Source organism: Streptomyces telluris (assembly GCF_024519335.1).
GTDB classification, from domain to species: domain Bacteria; phylum Actinomycetota; class Actinomycetes; order Streptomycetales; family Streptomycetaceae; genus Streptomyces; species Streptomyces telluris.
This window is the reverse complement of sequence record NZ_JANIID010000022.1, coordinates 1-16214: the sequence shown is the minus strand read 5'-3', so window position 1 is coordinate 16214 and position 16214 is coordinate 1. Positions and strand designations below refer to the sequence as shown.

14 protein-coding genes are annotated in these 16214 nt (G+C 74.4%); 8 read left to right on the top strand and 6 right to left on the bottom strand.

What is annotated here, in order from left to right; translation table 11 throughout:
- Positions 1-73: 73 nt before the first annotated feature.
- The 4 genes from NQU55_RS22470 (at position 74) to NQU55_RS22455 (ending at position 5234) form a co-directional block, all read left to right on the top strand.
- Complete coding sequence (locus tag NQU55_RS22470; protein WP_168092347.1) at positions 74-1360, top strand: exo-beta-N-acetylmuramidase NamZ family protein; 1287 nt, start codon at positions 74-76, stop codon at positions 1358-1360.
- Between the two features lie 138 nt (positions 1361-1498).
- Positions 1499-2809: a serine-threonine protein kinase gene (locus tag NQU55_RS22465; RefSeq protein ID WP_206329200.1), complete on the top strand. Its 1311-nt coding sequence runs from the start codon at positions 1499-1501 to the stop codon at positions 2807-2809.
- A gap of 214 nt (positions 2810-3023) precedes the next feature.
- A complete protein-coding gene (locus NQU55_RS22460) occupies positions 3024-3635 on the top strand; it encodes a hypothetical protein (RefSeq protein ID WP_168092345.1) in 612 nt (203 codons plus the stop codon).
- Between the two features lie 156 nt (positions 3636-3791).
- Entirely contained in the window at positions 3792-5234 is a 1443-nt protein-coding gene (locus NQU55_RS22455; RefSeq protein ID WP_168092362.1) for an amidase, read from the top strand.
- Between the two features lie 28 nt (positions 5235-5262).
- On the opposite strand, the gene soxR is transcribed toward NQU55_RS22455, so the two are convergent.
- Entirely contained in the window at positions 5263-5718 is a 456-nt protein-coding gene (soxR, locus tag NQU55_RS22450; RefSeq protein WP_168092344.1) for a redox-sensitive transcriptional activator SoxR, read from the bottom strand.
- 166 nt (positions 5719-5884) lie between these two features.
- Here soxR and NQU55_RS22445 point away from each other — a divergent pair, with 166 nt between their 5' ends.
- Positions 5885-7303 carry an aldehyde dehydrogenase family protein gene (locus NQU55_RS22445; RefSeq protein ID WP_168092343.1) on the top strand — a complete coding sequence of 473 codons (1419 nt, stop codon included), beginning with the start codon at positions 5885-5887 and terminating at the stop codon, positions 7301-7303.
- Between the two features lie 46 nt (positions 7304-7349).
- Complete coding sequence (locus tag NQU55_RS22440; protein ID WP_168092342.1) at positions 7350-8444, top strand: zinc-binding dehydrogenase; 1095 nt, start codon at positions 7350-7352, stop codon at positions 8442-8444.
- Between the two features lie 31 nt (positions 8445-8475).
- Here the strand turns inward: NQU55_RS22440 and NQU55_RS22435 are convergent, their stop codons facing one another.
- From NQU55_RS22435 to NQU55_RS22415, 5 genes are all read right to left on the bottom strand, one after another.
- Positions 8476-9024 carry a DUF2165 domain-containing protein gene (locus NQU55_RS22435; protein ID WP_168092341.1) on the bottom strand — a complete coding sequence of 183 codons (549 nt, stop codon included), beginning with the start codon at positions 9022-9024 and terminating at the stop codon, positions 8476-8478.
- Positions 9025-9105: 81 nt separating this feature from the next.
- Entirely contained in the window at positions 9106-10338 is a 1233-nt protein-coding gene (locus tag NQU55_RS22430; protein WP_168092340.1) for an acyl-CoA dehydrogenase family protein, read from the bottom strand.
- Between the two features lie 5 nt (positions 10339-10343).
- On the bottom strand, positions 10344-11375 hold the full coding sequence (locus tag NQU55_RS22425) for a phosphotransferase family protein (RefSeq protein WP_256791017.1): 1032 nt from the start codon (positions 11373-11375) through the stop codon (positions 10344-10346).
- Between the two features lie 121 nt (positions 11376-11496).
- Entirely contained in the window at positions 11497-12441 is a 945-nt protein-coding gene (locus NQU55_RS22420) for an MBL fold metallo-hydrolase (protein WP_256791016.1), read from the bottom strand.
- Positions 12442-12573: 132 nt separating this feature from the next.
- Positions 12574-13014 (bottom strand): MarR family winged helix-turn-helix transcriptional regulator, encoded by a 441-nt coding sequence (locus NQU55_RS22415; protein ID WP_168096117.1) that lies wholly within the window; start codon positions 13012-13014, stop codon positions 12574-12576.
- Positions 13015-13174: 160 nt separating this feature from the next.
- On the opposite strand from NQU55_RS22415, the gene NQU55_RS22410 reads away from it, so the two are divergent.
- Together NQU55_RS22410 and NQU55_RS22405 are read left to right on the top strand one after the other, a co-directional pair.
- Complete coding sequence (locus NQU55_RS22410; protein ID WP_168096116.1) at positions 13175-14668, top strand: MFS transporter; 1494 nt, start codon at positions 13175-13177, stop codon at positions 14666-14668.
- Positions 14669-14687: 19 nt separating this feature from the next.
- On the top strand, positions 14688-15614 hold the full coding sequence (locus tag NQU55_RS22405; protein WP_168096115.1) for an NADP-dependent oxidoreductase: 927 nt from the start codon (positions 14688-14690) through the stop codon (positions 15612-15614).
- The last annotated feature ends 600 nt before the right edge of the window (positions 15615-16214 follow it).

The window sequence follows — 16214 nt, the reverse complement described above, 5'->3', positions numbered from 1 at the left end:
CCGGCCTGAACTGCGGCGCGGCCCCGGCCCGGCGAAGCGGTGCCACCACCGTCACGCCGTACTGTCCGTGTGCATGCGGCACTCTTCCGGGGGACGCCCCCCGTACGCACGGAATGTGACGAGACGGCAGGTGCTGGGCACGGCGGCCGTCGGAGCGCTCGTGTGCTCCGCCGCGCCGCCGGCCGGGGCCACGGCGGCGGCCCGCGTCCGCACCGGCTTCGACCGGCTGGCGGAGAGCGGCTACGCCCCGCTCGCCGGGGCCCGCACCGGGGTCGTCACCAACCCCACCGGCGTCACCGCCGACGTCCGCCACGTCGTGGACGTGATGCACGCGGACCGGCGGGTGGACCTGCGCGCGGTGTTCGGCCCCGAGCACGGCTTCCGCGGCACGGCGCAGGCCGGCGGCTCGGAGACCACGCGCACCGACCCGGCCACCGGACTGCCGGTGCACGACGTCCACGGCCTGCGCGGCCGGGAGCTCGCCGCGCTGTTCGGCCGCGCCGGCGTGGACACCGTCGTCTTCGACGTCCAGGACGTGGGCGCACGCTTCTACACCTACGTCTGGACGCTCTACGAGTGCCTCGTCGCCGCGGCGCTCGCGGGCCTGCGCACCGTCGTGCTGGACCGGCCCAACCCCCTGACGGGCCGCGGCGCGTACGGCCCGGTCCTGGAGCGCTCCCTGGCGTCGGGCGTGGGCCGCGAACCGATCGCCCAGGCCCACGGCATGACCGTGGCCGAGCTCGCCCTGCTGTTCAACGCCGACGCCGTGCCGAGGGCCGCCGGGCGCGCCGCGCGGCTGGAGACCGTACCCATGAGCGGCTGGCGGCGCACGCACTTCTTCGCCGACACCGGCCTGCCGTGGGTGCCGCCGAGCCCCAACGTGCCCACGCCCGACACCGCCCTCGCCTACGCGGGCACCTGCCTGCTGGAGGGCACCACCCTCTCCGAGGGGCGCGGCACGACCCGCCCGTTCGAGATCGTGGGAGCCGAGGGCATCGACCACCGCTGGGCCGCGGCCCTGAACGCGCTGGACCTGCCGGGCGTGCACTTCCGGGAGGCGTACGCGGTACCGGTGTTCTCCAAGTTCCGGGGCCGCACCATCGGCGGGGTCCAGCTGCACGTGCACGACCGGCGGGCGTTCGACCCGGTGCGCACCGGGGTCGCCCTGCTCGTGACCGCCCGGCGCGTGTGGCCGGGCTTCGCCTGGCGCCCGGACCGGTGGATCGACCGGCTCGCGGGGACGGCGGCGGTGCGCACGATGACCGACGCGGGGGCGTCCGCCGACGACATCGTGCAGGCGTGGCGGCCCGGCCTGGAGGCCTTCCGCGCGACGCGCGAGGAGCACCTCCTGTACGACTGAGCCGCCGCGCGCGGGCCCGGGGCGCACGGGGCACGGACACGGAAGCGTGAACGGCGTGACGGACGTCTGGACAGGCCCTCTTGACGGCGGGACGATGCGCCAGCACCGGACCGCTCAAGGGGGAATGCCATGTCCGGCATGAGTGTGGATCCTTACTGGGAGCTCACGTTCGACGCCGACGGAGACGTCGACGCGGACGAGCGGGACGCCCTGATACGCGGAGTCGCCGAGGCCGGTCTGACCGATCTGGTGGTCTTCGCGCACGGCTGGAACAACGACAGGCCGATGGCCACGCGCTTCTACTCCCGCTTCTTCGAACCCTTCCCGGGCCTGCTCGCCGGCGCGCCCGGCGCCCGCGTCGGCTACGCCGGCGTGATCTGGCCGTCCATGCGCTTCCCCGGGGAGGCCGTTCCCGACTTCCCGTCAGCAGCGGCCGCCGGCGCCGCCGGTGAGGCGGCCGCCCCGCCCGAGCTCGACGCCGCCACCCGCGAGGCGCTCGTCAGGACCCTGCCGTGCGATCCGGCCGTGACGGACCGGCTCGCGGAGCTGGCGGCCGAGCGGCCCGACGACCCCGCACGCCTGGCGGAGTTCGTCTCCCTCGTGCGCGGCCTCGCCCCCGCCCCGCCGCGGGGAGCGGCGGCCGCGGGGGAGCCGGGAGAGCCGGAGGACGGGGACGCCGAGCCCTACCTGCTCACCGGTGACGCCCAGGACGTGTGCGAGGCGTTCGCGTCCGCCCTGGGACACGTGGGCGCCCTGCCGCCCGCCTTCCTCGGCGGGGGCCTGAAGCGGCTGTGGGGAGGCGCCCTCGAAGTGCTGCGGCAGATGTCGTACTACACGATGAAGAAGCGCGCGGGCACGGTCGGCGAGAAGGGCCTCGGTCCCGCGCTCACCCGGCTGGCCGCCTCGGCCCCCGCCCTGCGCGTCCACCTGGCGGGGCACAGCTTCGGCGCGCGCCTGGTGTCGTTCGCGCTGCGCGGACTGCCCGACGACAGCAGCTGCCTGGCCGGCGTGACCCTGCTCCAGGGGGCCTTCTCCCACTACGCCTTCTCCTCGCGCCTGCCGTTCGACACCGGCAGCGGCGGGGCCCTCGACGGGCTGTACCGGCGGGTGCGCGGCCCGCTGGTTTCCTGTCACTCGCGCCACGACTCGGCCCTGAGCGTCCTCTACCCGCTCGCGTCCCGCGTCTCCCGCCAGGACGACAGCGTGCTCGGGTCCGACGACGCCCGGTGGGGCGCGGTCGGCCACGACGGCATCCAGGCCGTGGACCCCTGCGCGCGGCTCGGCCTGGACGAGGCGCTGCGCGGCGGGCTGCCCGCCACGGGCTGCGTGAGCGTGGACGCGTCCTCCGTCGTCGCGCGCGGCGGCCCCCCGTCGGGCGCGCACAGCGACATCTGCCACGAGGAGCTGGCCCGCGTCATCCTGCTGGCCGGCCGGCTCCTGCCGTCGTGAACGACGCCCCGCGTCCGTGAAAGAGATCCCCCATCCGTGAACGAAAGGTGAGCGGAGAGTGAGGATCCGCCACCTTCGCGCGTTTCCACATCCCTGCGCGACTTCGGGGTAGCAGAGCGGAGTCGGCCGCACACCGCGGCCGATGGATCCGAATGGCGATGAGTTACGTCCCTTCCATGTCGATCCGAGTCCGCGCTGTCGGAGGTGGGATGCAGTGGCAGGTTTCAGAGCACTCGCACGAGAGGTGCGCAATCCACGGAACACCATCGCCTTGCGGCGGACCTCCCTGCGCAAGTGTCTTGAGCGCTTCGCCCCGTACGGTCACCGGGCGACCTGGCACCACCTGTGCGACCTCGCCGGGATGGATCCCGCCGACCGGGCCCCCGACCCGGCCCGGCTGGTCGTGGCGCTGACGGAGCTGGAGGAGGCCCGCGCGGTCTGGCTCGCCTACGAGGCGGGGTTCGCCGACCGCCGCAAGCGCGAGAAGCACGACGGCATCCGGCAGCCCGCCGGTGTCGACGCCTGGCACCGCCACACCTGGGGCGGCTGCGACATCGTGCCCTGCGTCAGCCCCACGGCCTACCCGGCCGCACGCCTGTCCGACGTGCTGCGCCGGGTGATCGCCGCGATGGAGGCCGAGCCCGGGGACGCCTGCCCCGTCTGCTCGCAGGACCGCCTCGAATGGCGGCCCGACCTGGACCGCTGCCCCGCGCAGGGCCCCGTCTGCGCGGACTGCGGCATCGTGGTGCCGGCGCCCGTCCTCACCCCGGGGGCGCTGGCAGCGGCGCGGCGCCGGCTGCTGGAGGACCGGTACGCGGCGGTGTGAGGCGGGCGCCCGGGCAGCCGTACAGAAGCAGGCCCGCACGAGCGGGCGGGAAGACCGCAGGGACAGCCGAGGAGACCGGGAACAGGGTGTCCGCCGTCGGCCGGTGGTGCGAGGATGCGGTGCACGGCCCACCGGTTCGAGGAGAAGGCGGACGGCATGGCGCAGTTGCACGACCTGACCGCGTTGGAGCAGGGGGAGGCGGTGCGGACGGGGCGCGTGTCGCCCGTCGAGCTGACCGAGCACTACCTGGAGCGCATCGGCCGGCTCGACGCCACCGTCGGGGCCTTCATCACCGTCACCCCCGATGTCGCGCGCAAGCAGGCGGCCGACGCCGAGAGCACGGCCTCGGCCGCCCGGCGCGAGGGACGCGAACTGCCGCCGCTGCACGGCGTGCCCGTGCCGGTCAAGGACCTCAGCCAGGTCGCCGGCGTGCGCTGGACGATGGGCTCGGCGGCGATGGCCGGGCACGTCGCGACCGTGGACGACCACGTGGTGACCAAGCTGCGGGACGCGGGGACGATCCTGCTGGGCAAGACCAACACCCCCGAGTTCGGACTGCCGGCCCACACCGAGAACGCCGTTGCGCCGCCCGCCCGCACCCCGTGGGACCTTGGCCGGTCGGCGGGCGGGTCGAGCGGCGGGGCTGCGGCCGCGGTCGCCGCGGGGCTCGCGCCCCTGGCTCACGCGAGCGACGGCGGCGGCTCCATCCGCATCCCGGCGTCCGTATGCGGCCTGTTCGGCATCAAACCCAGCCGCGGCCGGGTGAGTCCCGGCCCCGTCCTGGACGACGTGACCGGCCTGGTGACGTCCGGGCCCCTGGCCCGTACGGTCGCGGACGCGGCCGCGCTCCTCGACGTGCTCGCGGGGCCGATGCCCGGCGACCCCTACGCCGCGCCCGCGCTCCCGCCAGGCGAGACCTTCACCGGCCACGCCCGGCGCGCCCCGGGGCGGCTGCGCGTCGCCCACATCACGGAGGCGCCGATCCCGGGCGTCGAGCTGCACCCGGAGTGCCGGCGGGCCGCGGCGGAGACGGCGGAGCTGCTGCGGGAACTCGGCCACGAGGTCGAGGAGTTGACGATCCCCGGCGACGAGGCGCTCGGCCGGGCCTTCACGACCGTGTGGGAGGTGCTGTCGACGCTCGTGCCCGTACCCCCGAGCGGTTCGGAGCACTTGCTTCCGCTCACCCGGCACCTGCGCGAGCGCGGCGCCCGCGTCACCGGCACGGAGTTCGCCGCCGCCCTGTACCGGATGCGCGGGACCGGCCGGCTCGTCGCCGGCGCCCTCCAGGCGCCCGGCACGGGCTACGACGTGCTCCTGTCACCCACCCTCGCCCAGCTGCCGCTGCCCGTGGGCTCCCTGCGCAACGACGACGACCCGGAAGGGGAGTTCGCCGCCATGGCCGGCTTCACACCCTTCACTCCGCTGTACAACGCGACCGGGCAGCCCGCCGTGAGCGTGCCGCTGCACTGGACGCCCGAGGGCCTGCCCGTCGGGGTCATGCTCGGCGGCCGCTACGGCGACGAGGCCACGCTCATCTCGCTCTCCGCACAGCTGGAGGAGGCCCGCCCCTGGGCCGGGCGGCGGCCCGCCGTGTGGTGACGCGGGGCGGGCGCGCCGGGCGACGGTCTCAGTGCTCGACCAGCAGGCGGGAGCCCGCGCCCCGCAGGCCGTTGAGGTCGTCCGGGTTGGACAGCGCGCAGTTCTCCAGCGACAGGCAGCCGCAGCCGATGCAGTCGTCCAAGTGGTCGCGCAGCCTGGCCAGCTGCGTGATGCGCTGCTCCAGCTCGCCGCGCCAGGTCTCGGACAGCCGTGCCCAGTCCTCCCGGTTCGGGGTGCGCTCGTCGGGCAGCTCGCAGAGCGCCTCCCGGATCGTGGCGAGCGGGATGCCGACGCGCTGCGCGGCCCGGATGAAGGCGACGCGGCGCAGGGCGTCACGGTCGTAGCGGCGCTGGTTGCCGGACGTGCGGCGGCTGCTGATCAGGCCCTTGGTCTCGTAGAAGTGCAGGGCCGAGACCGCCGCGCCGCTGCGCGCGGACAGCTGACCGACGGTGAGTTCCTGGACCTTGTTCGAAATCTGCGGCACAGCTCAGACCTTACGTGACGGGCGGCCCCCGGCATTGAGACGACGGCCACACCGGCGGCCACCGCGCCCCCTGGTACGCCTCGCGTCCCCGGCGTTAGCTTGGGACCACAGCTACGGGGGAGCTGAGCTGTGGGACCTTGATTCCGCTTCGGCGAGGAGACGACCAGTGAACGCGCACGACGGCATGTACATCGACGGAAGCTGGCGGCCCGCCGCGGGGAGCGGCACGATCGAGGTCGTGAACCCGGCCGACGAGCAGGTCATCGCCACGGTCCCGGCCGGAGACGCCGAGGACGTCGACGCGGCCGTCCGCGCGGCCCGCGCGGCGCTGCCCGGCTGGGCGGCCACCCCGCCCGCGCGCCGCGGCGAGTACCTCGCCGCCCTGCGCGACGCCCTCGCCGCCCGCCAGGAGGAGATCGCCGCCACCGTCACGGCCGAGCTCGGCGCGCCCACGGGCTTCGCCACGCGGGTCCACACCGGGCTGCCCATCGCCGTCGCCGGCTCCTACGCCGAGCTGGCCGCGAGCCACTCCTTCGAGGAGCGCATCGGCACCTCGACGGTGCTGCACGAGCCCGTGGGCGTCGTCGGCGCCATCACGCCCTGGAACTACCCGCTCCACCAGATCGTGGCCAAGGTCGCCCCGGCACTGGCCGCGGGCTGCACCGTCGTCCTCAAGCCCGCCGAGGACACCCCGCTGACCGCCCGGCTCTTCGCCGAGTGCGTCCATGCGGCCGGGATCCCCGCGGGCGTGTTCAACCTCGTCACCGGGCTCGGCCCGGTCGCCGGGCAGGCGCTCGCCGAGCACCCCGGCGTCGACCTCGTCTCCTTCACCGGCTCGACGGCCGTGGGCAAGCGGATCGGGGCGATCGCCGGGGCGGCCGTCAAGCGCGTCGCCCTCGAACTGGGCGGCAAGTCGGCGAACGTCATCCTGCCGGGAGCGGATCTCGCCAAGGCCGTCGCGGCCAACGTCGCCGACGTGTGCCGCAACACCGGCCAGTCCTGCAACGCCCTCACCCGTACGCTCGTCCACGCCGACCAGTACGAGGAGGCCGTCGCCCTCGCGGCGGCGGCGGTCGCGGAGTTCGTGCCGGGCGACCCCACGGACCCCGGGGTCCGGGTCGGCCCCCTGGTCAACGCCAAGCAGCACGCGCGCGTGCGCGGCTACATCGACCGGGGCATCGAGGAGGGCGCGCGCCTCGTGGCGGGCGGCCCGACCGTCCCGGAGGGCCGGGACAAGGGCTACTACGTCGCCCCGACGGTCTTCGCCGACGTCACCCCCGAGATGACCATCGCCCGGGAGGAGATCTTCGGCCCGGTCCTCTCCTTCCTCAAGTACGAGGACGAGGAGGAGGCCCTGCGGATCGCCAACGACACCGTCTACGGGCTCGCCGCCGCGGTCTGGGCCGCCGACGAGGAGCAGGCCGCCGCCTTCGCGCGGCGCCTGGAGGCCGGGCAGGTGGAGGTCAACGGCGGCCGGTTCAACATCCTGGCGCCCTTCGGCGGCTACAAGGAGTCGGGCGTCGGGCGCGAGCTGGGCGTCCACGGCCTGGGGGAGTACCTGCAGACGAAGTCGCTCCAGTTCTGACCGGTTCCCGCTTCCGACCGGTTCCCGCCGCAGAAAGAGGAATGGCATGGTCCGCGCCGCCGTACTGCCCGCCGTGGGTGCACCGCTGCAGCTAGCCGAGATCGACCTGCCCGCGCCCGGCCCCGGCCAGGTGCGGATCCGCCTCGCGGCGGCCGGGGTCTGCCACTCCGACCTCTCGCTCTCCAACGGGACGCTGCGCCAGCCCGTGCCCGCCGTCCTCGGCCACGAGGGCGCGGGCCGGGTCACCGCGGTCGGCGAGGGGGTGACCCACGTGGCGCCGGGCGACCTGGTCGTCCTCAACTGGGCGCCCTCCTGCGGCGGCTGCCACTTCTGCGGGATCGGCGAGCCCTGGCTGTGCGCCGGCTCCGCGGCCGCCGCCACGCTGCCGTACGCGCGCCTCGCCGCCGACGGCAGCGCGCTCTACCCGGGCCTGGGCACGGCCGTCTTCGCCGAGGAGACCGTCGTCCGGGCGGACGCGGCCATCCCGCTCCCCGAGGGGATCCCGCCCGTGGAGGCGGCCCTGCTGGGGTGCGCGGTGCTCACCGGGTACGGCGCGGTGCACCACTCCGCGCGGGTGCGGGAGGGGGAGTCGGTCGCGGTGTACGGCGTGGGCGGCGTCGGCCTGGCCACCTTGCAGTCCGCGCGGATCGCCGGAGCCGGCACGATCGTCGCCGTGGACGTCTCCCCGGAGAAGGAGGAGCTGGCCCGGGCCGCCGGCGCCACCGAGTTCGTCGTCGCGAGCGCGGACACGGCCAAGGCCGTCCGGGGGCTCACCGGAGGGCAGGGCGCGGACGTCGCCGTCGAGTGCGCCGGGCGGGCCGACGCGATCCGTACGGCCTGGTCCTCGACGCGCAAGGGCGGCCGCACCACCGTCGTCGGCATCGGCGGCATGGACCAGCAGGTGACGTTCTCCGCGCTGGAGCTCTTCTACTTCGGGCGGACGCTCTCGGGCTGCGTCTACGGCAACAGCGACCCGGCCAAGGACCTGCCCGTCATCGCCGGGCACGTGCGCGCCGGGCGCTTCGACCTGTCCGCCCTGGTGACGGCCCGGATCGGCCTCGACGGCATCGCCGGCGCCTTCGAGGCGATGCTGGCGGGGCGCGGCGGACGGTCGCTGGTGGTGTTCTCCGAGGAGGCGTAGCGGGGCGGAAACTCCCCCGGGCGGCGAACCTTCAGCCCTCGGGGGAGTGCCACTGCGGCGAAGGCAAATGGATCAGCACGAGCACGAACCCGGCCACCACGAAGTTCCGCTCGGCGGCCTGCAGGCCGTTCCACTTCTGGGACTGCCACATGGCGAACCACTCGCCGCCGATGCCGATGAAGCCCGCCCCGAACAGCAGCAGGACCATCACCAGCCCCAGCGTGCTCACCCGCCGCGCACGCCGGTAGCCGGCGCCCCGCCCCGTCAGGCCGCGCGCCCACAGGACCGACCCGGCCACGAGCACGGCGGCCGCCAGCGTCTCCCAGGCGATGATCGCGACGTAGGCGATGTCCTGCAGGGTGCGGTCGGTGACGGCCCGCCACATCAGGTCGTCGTCCTTGAAGGTGGTGTCCATCGCCAGGACGTGGCGGACGAACTCCCGGTTCGTGCCGAAGTCGGTGACGTTGCCGAAGGCCACGAGCGCCATGTACAGCGCGACGGTCGCGGTGAGGGCGGCCGCCGCGAACGGCAGCCCTCCCAGCCGCACGGCGCGCCTCGGTCCGTTCCACCTGGTGGCCATGCGATACCCCCCCGGTCCGCCGCACGTACGGACTATGTCTGCCCGCTTGTGCGGCCGGTACGCGGGGGAGCGCCGTCCGCGCTAGCGGTACCGCCGCAGCTCCCGCCGCGCCAGCGACCGCTGGTGCACCTCGTCCGGCCCGTCGGCCAGGCGCAGCGTCCGCGCCGCGGCCCACAGCTCCGCCAGCGGGAAGTCCTGGCTCACGCCGCCCGCCCCGTGCAGCTGGACCGCCCGGTCGATGATGCCGGCGACGGTCCGCGGGGTGGCGATCTTGATGGCCTGGATCTCGGTGTGCGCGCCGCGGTTGCCGACGGTGTCCATCAGCCACGCCGTCTTGAGCACCAGCAGCCGCAGCTGCTCCACGGCCACCCGCGAGTCGGCGATCCACTCCTGGACCACGCCCTGCGCGGCCAGCGGCTTGCCGAACGCCGTACGGTCCAGCGCGCGCCGGCACATCAGCTCGATCGCCCGCTCGGCCATCCCGATCAGCCGCATGCAGTGGTGGATGCGGCCCGGGCCGAGGCGTGCCTGGGCGATGGCGAAGCCGCCGCCCTCCTCGCCGACGAGGTTCGCCGCGGGCACGCGCACGCCCTCGAAGAGGACCTCGGCGTGGCCGCCGTGGTAGTGGTCCTCGTAGCCGTAGACCCGCATGGCGCGGCGGACCCGCAGGCCCGGCGTGTCCCGGGGGACCAGCACCATCGACTGCTGCCGCCGCGGATCGTCCCCGTCCGGATCGGTCTTCCCCATGACGATGAAGATCTCGCAAGCGGGGTTCATGGCACCGGAGATGTACCACTTGCGGCCGTCGATGACGTACTCGTCGCCGTCGCGCACGATGCGGGTCTCGATGTTCGTGGCGTCCGAGGAGGCGACGTCCGGCTCGGTCATGGCGAACGCCGACCGGATCCGGGCGTCCAGCAGCGGCTCCAGCCAGCGCTTGCGCTGCTCCTCGGTGCCGAACTGGGCGAGCAGCTCCATGTTCCCGGTGTCGGGGGCCGCGCAGTTGAGAGCGGTGGGGGCCAGCTGCGGGCTGCGGCCGGTGATCTCGGCAAGCGGCGCGTACTGGAGGTTGGTCAGCCCGGCGCCGTACTCGTGGTCGGGCAGGCTGTGCTGGTCTGTGAAGAAGAGGTTCCACAGCCCCCGCCGCCGCGCCTCCTCCTGGAGCTCCGCGACGACCGGCGGCGCCGTCCACGGGTCGGCGAGCGCGGCCCGCTGCTCCTCGGCGACGGCCTCGGCCGGGTACACGTGCTCGTCCATGAACGCGAGCAGCCGCCCGCGCAGTTCCTCGGTGCGGGCGTCGAATGCGAAGTCCATGCCGGTCAGCCCTTCCGCAGGGTGGCGAGTCCGTTGTCGATGAAGAGCGGGACGAGCTGCCCGATGCGGTCGAAGCCCGCGCCGACGGTCTGCCCGAGGGTGTAGCGGTAGTGGATGCCCTCCAGGATCACGGCGAGCTTGAAGTAGGCGAAGGCCGTGTACCAGGGCAGGGCGGAGACGTCGCGGCCGGAGCCGGCCGCGTAGCGCTCGACGATCTCGGCGGGGTCGGGATGGCCGGGCGCGTTGCGCGTGGTGCTGATGGGGGAGCCGGGGACGGGCTCCTGCTCGCTGTACATCACCAGCAGGCCGAGGTCGGTCAGCGGGTCGCCGAGCGTGGACATCTCCCAGTCGAGGACGGCCCGCACCGAGTCGTCGTCGCCCACGAGGACGTTGTCGAGGCGGAAGTCGCCGTGCACGACGGCGGGCGCGGGGGAGACGGGCAGGGCCCCGGCCAGGGCGGAGTGCAGCGCGTCGATGCCGGGCAGCTCGCGGTTGCGGGAGGCCTCCAGCTGCTTGCCCCAGCGCCGCAACTGCCGCTCCAGGAAGCCGTCCGGCCGCCCGAAGTCCGCGAGCCCGGCCGCCTGCGGATCGACGGCGTGCAGGCGGACGAGCGTGTCGGCGAGGCCGAGCACGACCCGCCGGGTGCGCTCGGGGCCGATCGCGGTGAGCTGCGCGGCCGTGCGGTAGGGCGTGCCCTCCACGAACTCCATGACGTAGAAGGGCGATCCGAGGACGCTCTCGTCCTCGCACAGCAGCACCGTCTCGGGCACCGGGACCGCGGTCGGGCGCAGGGCGCTGATGACCCGGTGCTCGCGCCGCATGTCGTGGGCGGTGGCGAGCACGTGCCCGAGCGGGGGACGGCGCACCACCCAGCGGCCGGTGCCGTCGGTGACGGAGTAGGTGAGGTTGGACCGGCCCCCCTCGATCAACTCGGCCACCAGCGGCCCCCGTACGAGCCCTGGACGCTCCCGTTCCAGGTGGGCGCGCAGCCGGTCCGGGTCGAGTCCCGGGGGGTCGGTCCTGCCGGTCGGGCTCATCGAGTGCTCCTCCACGCGTCGTCGGACCCGCCGCCGGGCGGTCCCGGATCATCATGCCGACCAGTCGGTATGGCGTCCAGGGTGCGCCCGGCGCGGCCGCCTGCGCGTGGCAGGTCGCCGCCTACGCGTGGCAGGTCATCGGACGCCCGCCGTTCATCGTCGTCATGTCGGCGATGACGGCCGGCATGTCGAGCGGCGCGGCCAGGGGGCGGTCGCCCTCCAGTTCGGCGTAGGCGCGGTGCAGGTTGGCCACGAGGCGCTCGCTCTCGCGCAGCTGCGCGAACTCGCCGAGGTCGGCGCGGCGGGCGGCCTCCAGCGGGGTGCGCCCGGCGGCGTGCTCGGCGCGGGCCAGCTCCTGCAGCCAGCGCAAGTAGCGCTCGATGACGTCGTAGACGCCGGCGTCGGTGACCGGCCCGTGCCCGGGCACGACGGTCTCGGCGCCGAGACCGCGCAGCACCTCCAGGGAGCGCAGCGAGCCCTCCAGGGAGCCCATGAGGAGGAAGGGCGTGCCGCCGTTGAAGACGAGGTCGCCGGTGAAGACGACGCGGTGCTGCGGCAGCCAGGCGATGGTGTCGCCGGTGGTGTGCGCCGGGCCCGGGTGGATCAGCTCGACCTCGGTGTCGCCCACGTGCAGCGAGAGGCTGTCGGTGTAGGTGACCTCGGCGGGCGTGATCCGGACGTCGCCGTACTCGACCCAGGGCCAGATGCCGTGCAGTTGCAGCCCCGCGGCGAGGGTCTCCCGGCGGCACTCGCGGTGGCCGACGACCGTCGCCTCCGGGAAGACGCAGTTGCCGTAGGTGTGGTCGCCGTGGTGGTGGGTGTTGACGATCGTGGAGGGCAGGGGAGCGCCCGCGCCGGTGACCGCGTCGCGCAGCAGCCGCGCGCGGCGCTCGGTCGCGGCGGTGTCGATCAGCGCCGTACGGCCGCCATCGGTCACGACGCCCGCGTTGTTCAGGCACCAGCCGCCGTCGGGCTGGACGAACGCCGTGACCCCGGGGGCGAGGCCGACGGTGTAGGGCTCGGTCGGCTCCGCGCCGACGGGCGCGACCGGGCTCGTGCTGGACATGGATGACCTCCCCTTGCCGCCGCGCGGGGTGCGCGGATCGGACTGCCCGTCAGAATACGGGCGCAGGGGGAGGGGTTGCGGAGAGTGCCGGCCGGGGTGCCCGGGAGCTTCCGGCCGGGCGCCCCGGACCCGTCAGCCGCGCTGGTCCGTGGCCGGGCGAAGGCGCTCCAGCAGCCCGTAGAGCGTGGTGCGCTCCTCCTCGTCGAGGGTGTCGAGCGCGCTGTGGGTGGCCTGCATCTCGGCGCGCACCCGGCGGATGGTCTCGCGGCCCTCGTCGGTGGCGACGACGTTCTTCACCCGCCGGTCGCCCGGGTCCGGCTCGCGGCGCACCAGGCCGCGGGCCTCCAGGCGGTCCACGATGCCGGTGACGTTGGAGGCGTCGCACACCAGCAGGGTGGCGAGGCCGCGCATCGGGACGGGCCCCTTGAGCTGCGCGAGGAGCTTCGCCTGGACGGAGGTGAGGCCCTGCCGGGCAGCGGCGGCGGCGAAGTCCTGCCACTGGGCGGTGCCGAGCGCGGCCACGAGCTCCAGGAGCTGGGCCTTGGTCGGGGACGGGGAGGCGGTGCCGGTCATGGTTCGAGTGTACTCAAGAGCTTCATGACTTAAATCATTAACTTGACTACCTTAAATATCTCGGCCTACGGTGGGCGAGTTGCTTGATTGCCTCAAGCATCCATGTCCTGAAGCAATGTCCCGAAGCAACGCCGAGCCACCCGAAGGAACACCCCCACCCATGTCCTCCCCAGCGCCCGCCGAGCGGGGCACCCGGCGCAACGAGACGGTCATCGTCTTCGCCCTGAGCCTTGCCGCCATGGTCGTCTCGATGATGCAGACCCTGGTCGTGCCGATCCTCGGCCTCATCCAGAACGACCTGCACACCACGCCCGCGAACGTCAGCTGGGTCACCACCGCGACCCTGCTCTCCGCCGCCGTCTTCACCCCGCTGCTCGGCCGCTTCGGCGACCAGCACGGCAAGAAGAAGACCCTGGTCGCCGTGCTGGTCGTCATGGTCGCCGGATCCGTCCTCGCCGCCGTGACCCACTCCCTGCTCTGGCTGATCGTCGGCCGGGTGCTCCAGGGCGCCGCCACCGCGATCTTCCCGCTGGCGCTGTCCGTGCTGCGCGAGGAGGTGCGCCCGGCCAAGCTGCCCGGCGCCATGGCCATGGTCAGCGGCACCCTCGCCTTCGGCAGCGGCCTCGCGCTCGTCGCCACCGGCCTGCTCACCTCCGGCGACGACCCCGACTACCGCAGCGCCTTCTGGCTGGCCACAGGCCTCGCCGCGCTCGCCCTGATCGCCGTCGCCGCCCTCGTCCCCGCCACCCGGGAGACCACCGGCGGCCGCACCGACGTCCTCGGCGCGCTCACCCTGGCCGCCACCCTCGTCCTGCTCCTGCTGCCCATCACCCAGGGCCACGAGTGGGGCTGGTCCTCCGGCCGGACGATCGGCTGCTTCGCGGGCGCCGTCGTGATGGCGGCGGTGTGGACGCTCGTCGAGCGCAAGGTGCGCGAGCCGCTGGTCGACATGAAGATGTTCGCCCACCGCCCGGTGCTCTTCGCCAACATCGCGGGCCTCCTCGTCGGCTTCGGCTCCTTCGCCCTCTTCATCGGCGTCTCCTACCTCGTCCAGATGCCGGAGAAGATCGCCGGATACGGGTTCTCGGCCAGCGTGCTGCGCGCCTCCGTCGCGTACCTGCTGCCCAGCACCATCGTCTCGCTGCTCGCCGCGCCCGTCGGCGGCCAGCTCGTCCGCCACAAGGGCCCCCGCCTGGTCCTGCTGCTCGCCTCCCTCATCGGCACCGCCGGCTTCGTGTGGATCGCCCTCGACCACGAGCACACGCTCTCCGTGGTCGCCGCCGGGATGTTCGTCGGCGCCGCCATCAGCTTCGGCTACGCCGCCATGCCCGCCGTGATCGTCGCGAGCGTCCCGCACCACCAGACGGGCATCGCCAACGGCATCAACTCCATCTCCCGCTCGACCGGAAGCGCCATCGGCAGCGCCATGATCACCACGGTGCTGGCCTCCAAGAGCCTCGAACACCTGCCGCCGGGCGCGCCCAAGCTGCCCGCCGAGAGCCAGTTCACCCTCACGTTCGTCATCGCCGGCACGGCGTTCCTGCTGGTCGCGCTCGTCGCCGGGCTCGGCCTGCGCACGATCCGCGCCCGGCGCACCGAAGTGGCGGGGGCCGCCCCCGCGGCGGACGCTGAGACCGCACCCGCCTCCGCCTGACCCTGCTAGGAGCACCACCATGAAGGCCATCAGCTACCGCAGCTACGGAGGACCCGAGGTCCTCGAGTACGGCGAGCGGCCCGACCCCAAGGTCGGACCCGACTCCGTCCTCGTCAAGGTCAAGGCCGCGGCGGTCAACCCCGTCGACTGGAAGGCCCAGGCGGGCTACCTCGAACCCGCCCTCGACGCGGTCTTCCCCGTCATCCCCGGCTGGGACATGGCCGGCGTCGTGGTCCGGCCGGGCGCCGACGCCCCCGAATTCGCCGAGGGCGACGAGGTCATCGGCTACGTCCGCGAGGACGTCCTCTCCCGCGGCACCTTCGCCGAATACGTCGCCGCGCCCGTGCGGACCCTCGCCCGCAAGCCCAAGAACCTCACCTTCGAGCAGGCCGCCGGGCTGCCGCTGGCCGGGCTCACCGCCTACCAGGCGCTGGTCAAGGCGCTGCGGGTGTGGGAGGGCGAGACCGTGCTGATCCACGCGGCGTCCGGCGGCGTCGGCGGCATGGCCGTCCAGATCGCGCGGCACTTCGGCGCGCGCGTCATCGGCACCGCCAGTGAGCGCAACCACGACTACCTGCGCGCGCTCGGCGCGCAGCCCGTCACCTACGGCGAAGGGCTCGCCGAGCGGGTCCGGGCGCTCGCGCCGCAGGGCGTCGACGCCGTGCTCGACCTCGCCGGCGGCGAGGCGCTCATGGCCTCGCCCGCACTGCTCGCCCACGGCGGCCGCCTCGCCTCCATCGCCGACCCGGCCGTCCTCGGCCTCGGCGGCCGCTACGTCTTCGTCCGCCCGGACGCCTCCGACCTCACGGCCCTCACGGACCTGGCCGAGAGCGGCGCCCTCACGGTCGAGGTGGCGAAGGTCTTCCCCCTGGCCCGCACAGCAGAAGCCCAACGCCTCAACGCAGAGGGCCACACCCGAGGCAAGATCATCGTCACGATGGACTAGCCGGGGGGCGGGCGGCGCCCGCCCGATGCGACTCGGGGTGCCCGGCACCGCAGGGGCACCCTGCCCCCGCCGCAGCGGCGAGCAACCGCTGCGGCGGGGTCCGGCGGTGCCGTCCGGGCGGGTGAGGCGGGCCTGGCGATACGCCCGGCGATGCTGCTCCAGGCGTGGATCGGGACGGTCGGCACCGCTCGGGCCCTGGTGCCGCCGGGCGCCATGTCTCCGCCGCAGCGGCGAGTAACCTTCCGCGGTGAAGTCCGGCGGTGCCGTCCCTGGCCGGAGGCGCGGGCCTGGCCGTCACACCGCGGCAGGCAAGGCTCGGGCCCCGGTGCCGCCGGCCACGATGTCCCCGCCGCATCGGCGAGCAACCCCCGCGGCGGGGCCCGGCGGCGCCGTCCGGGCGGGTGATGCGGGCCTGGCGATACGCCGGGGCGGGCAAGGCTCGGGCTCCGGTGCCGCTGGGCACGATGTTCCCGCCGCGGCGGTGAGCAACTCCCGCGGCGGGGTCCGGCGGTGCCGTCCCGGCCGGAGGTGCGGGCCTGGCCGTCAGGCTGGGGCGGGCAAGGCTCGGGACCCGGTGCCGCTGGGCACGATGTTTCCGCC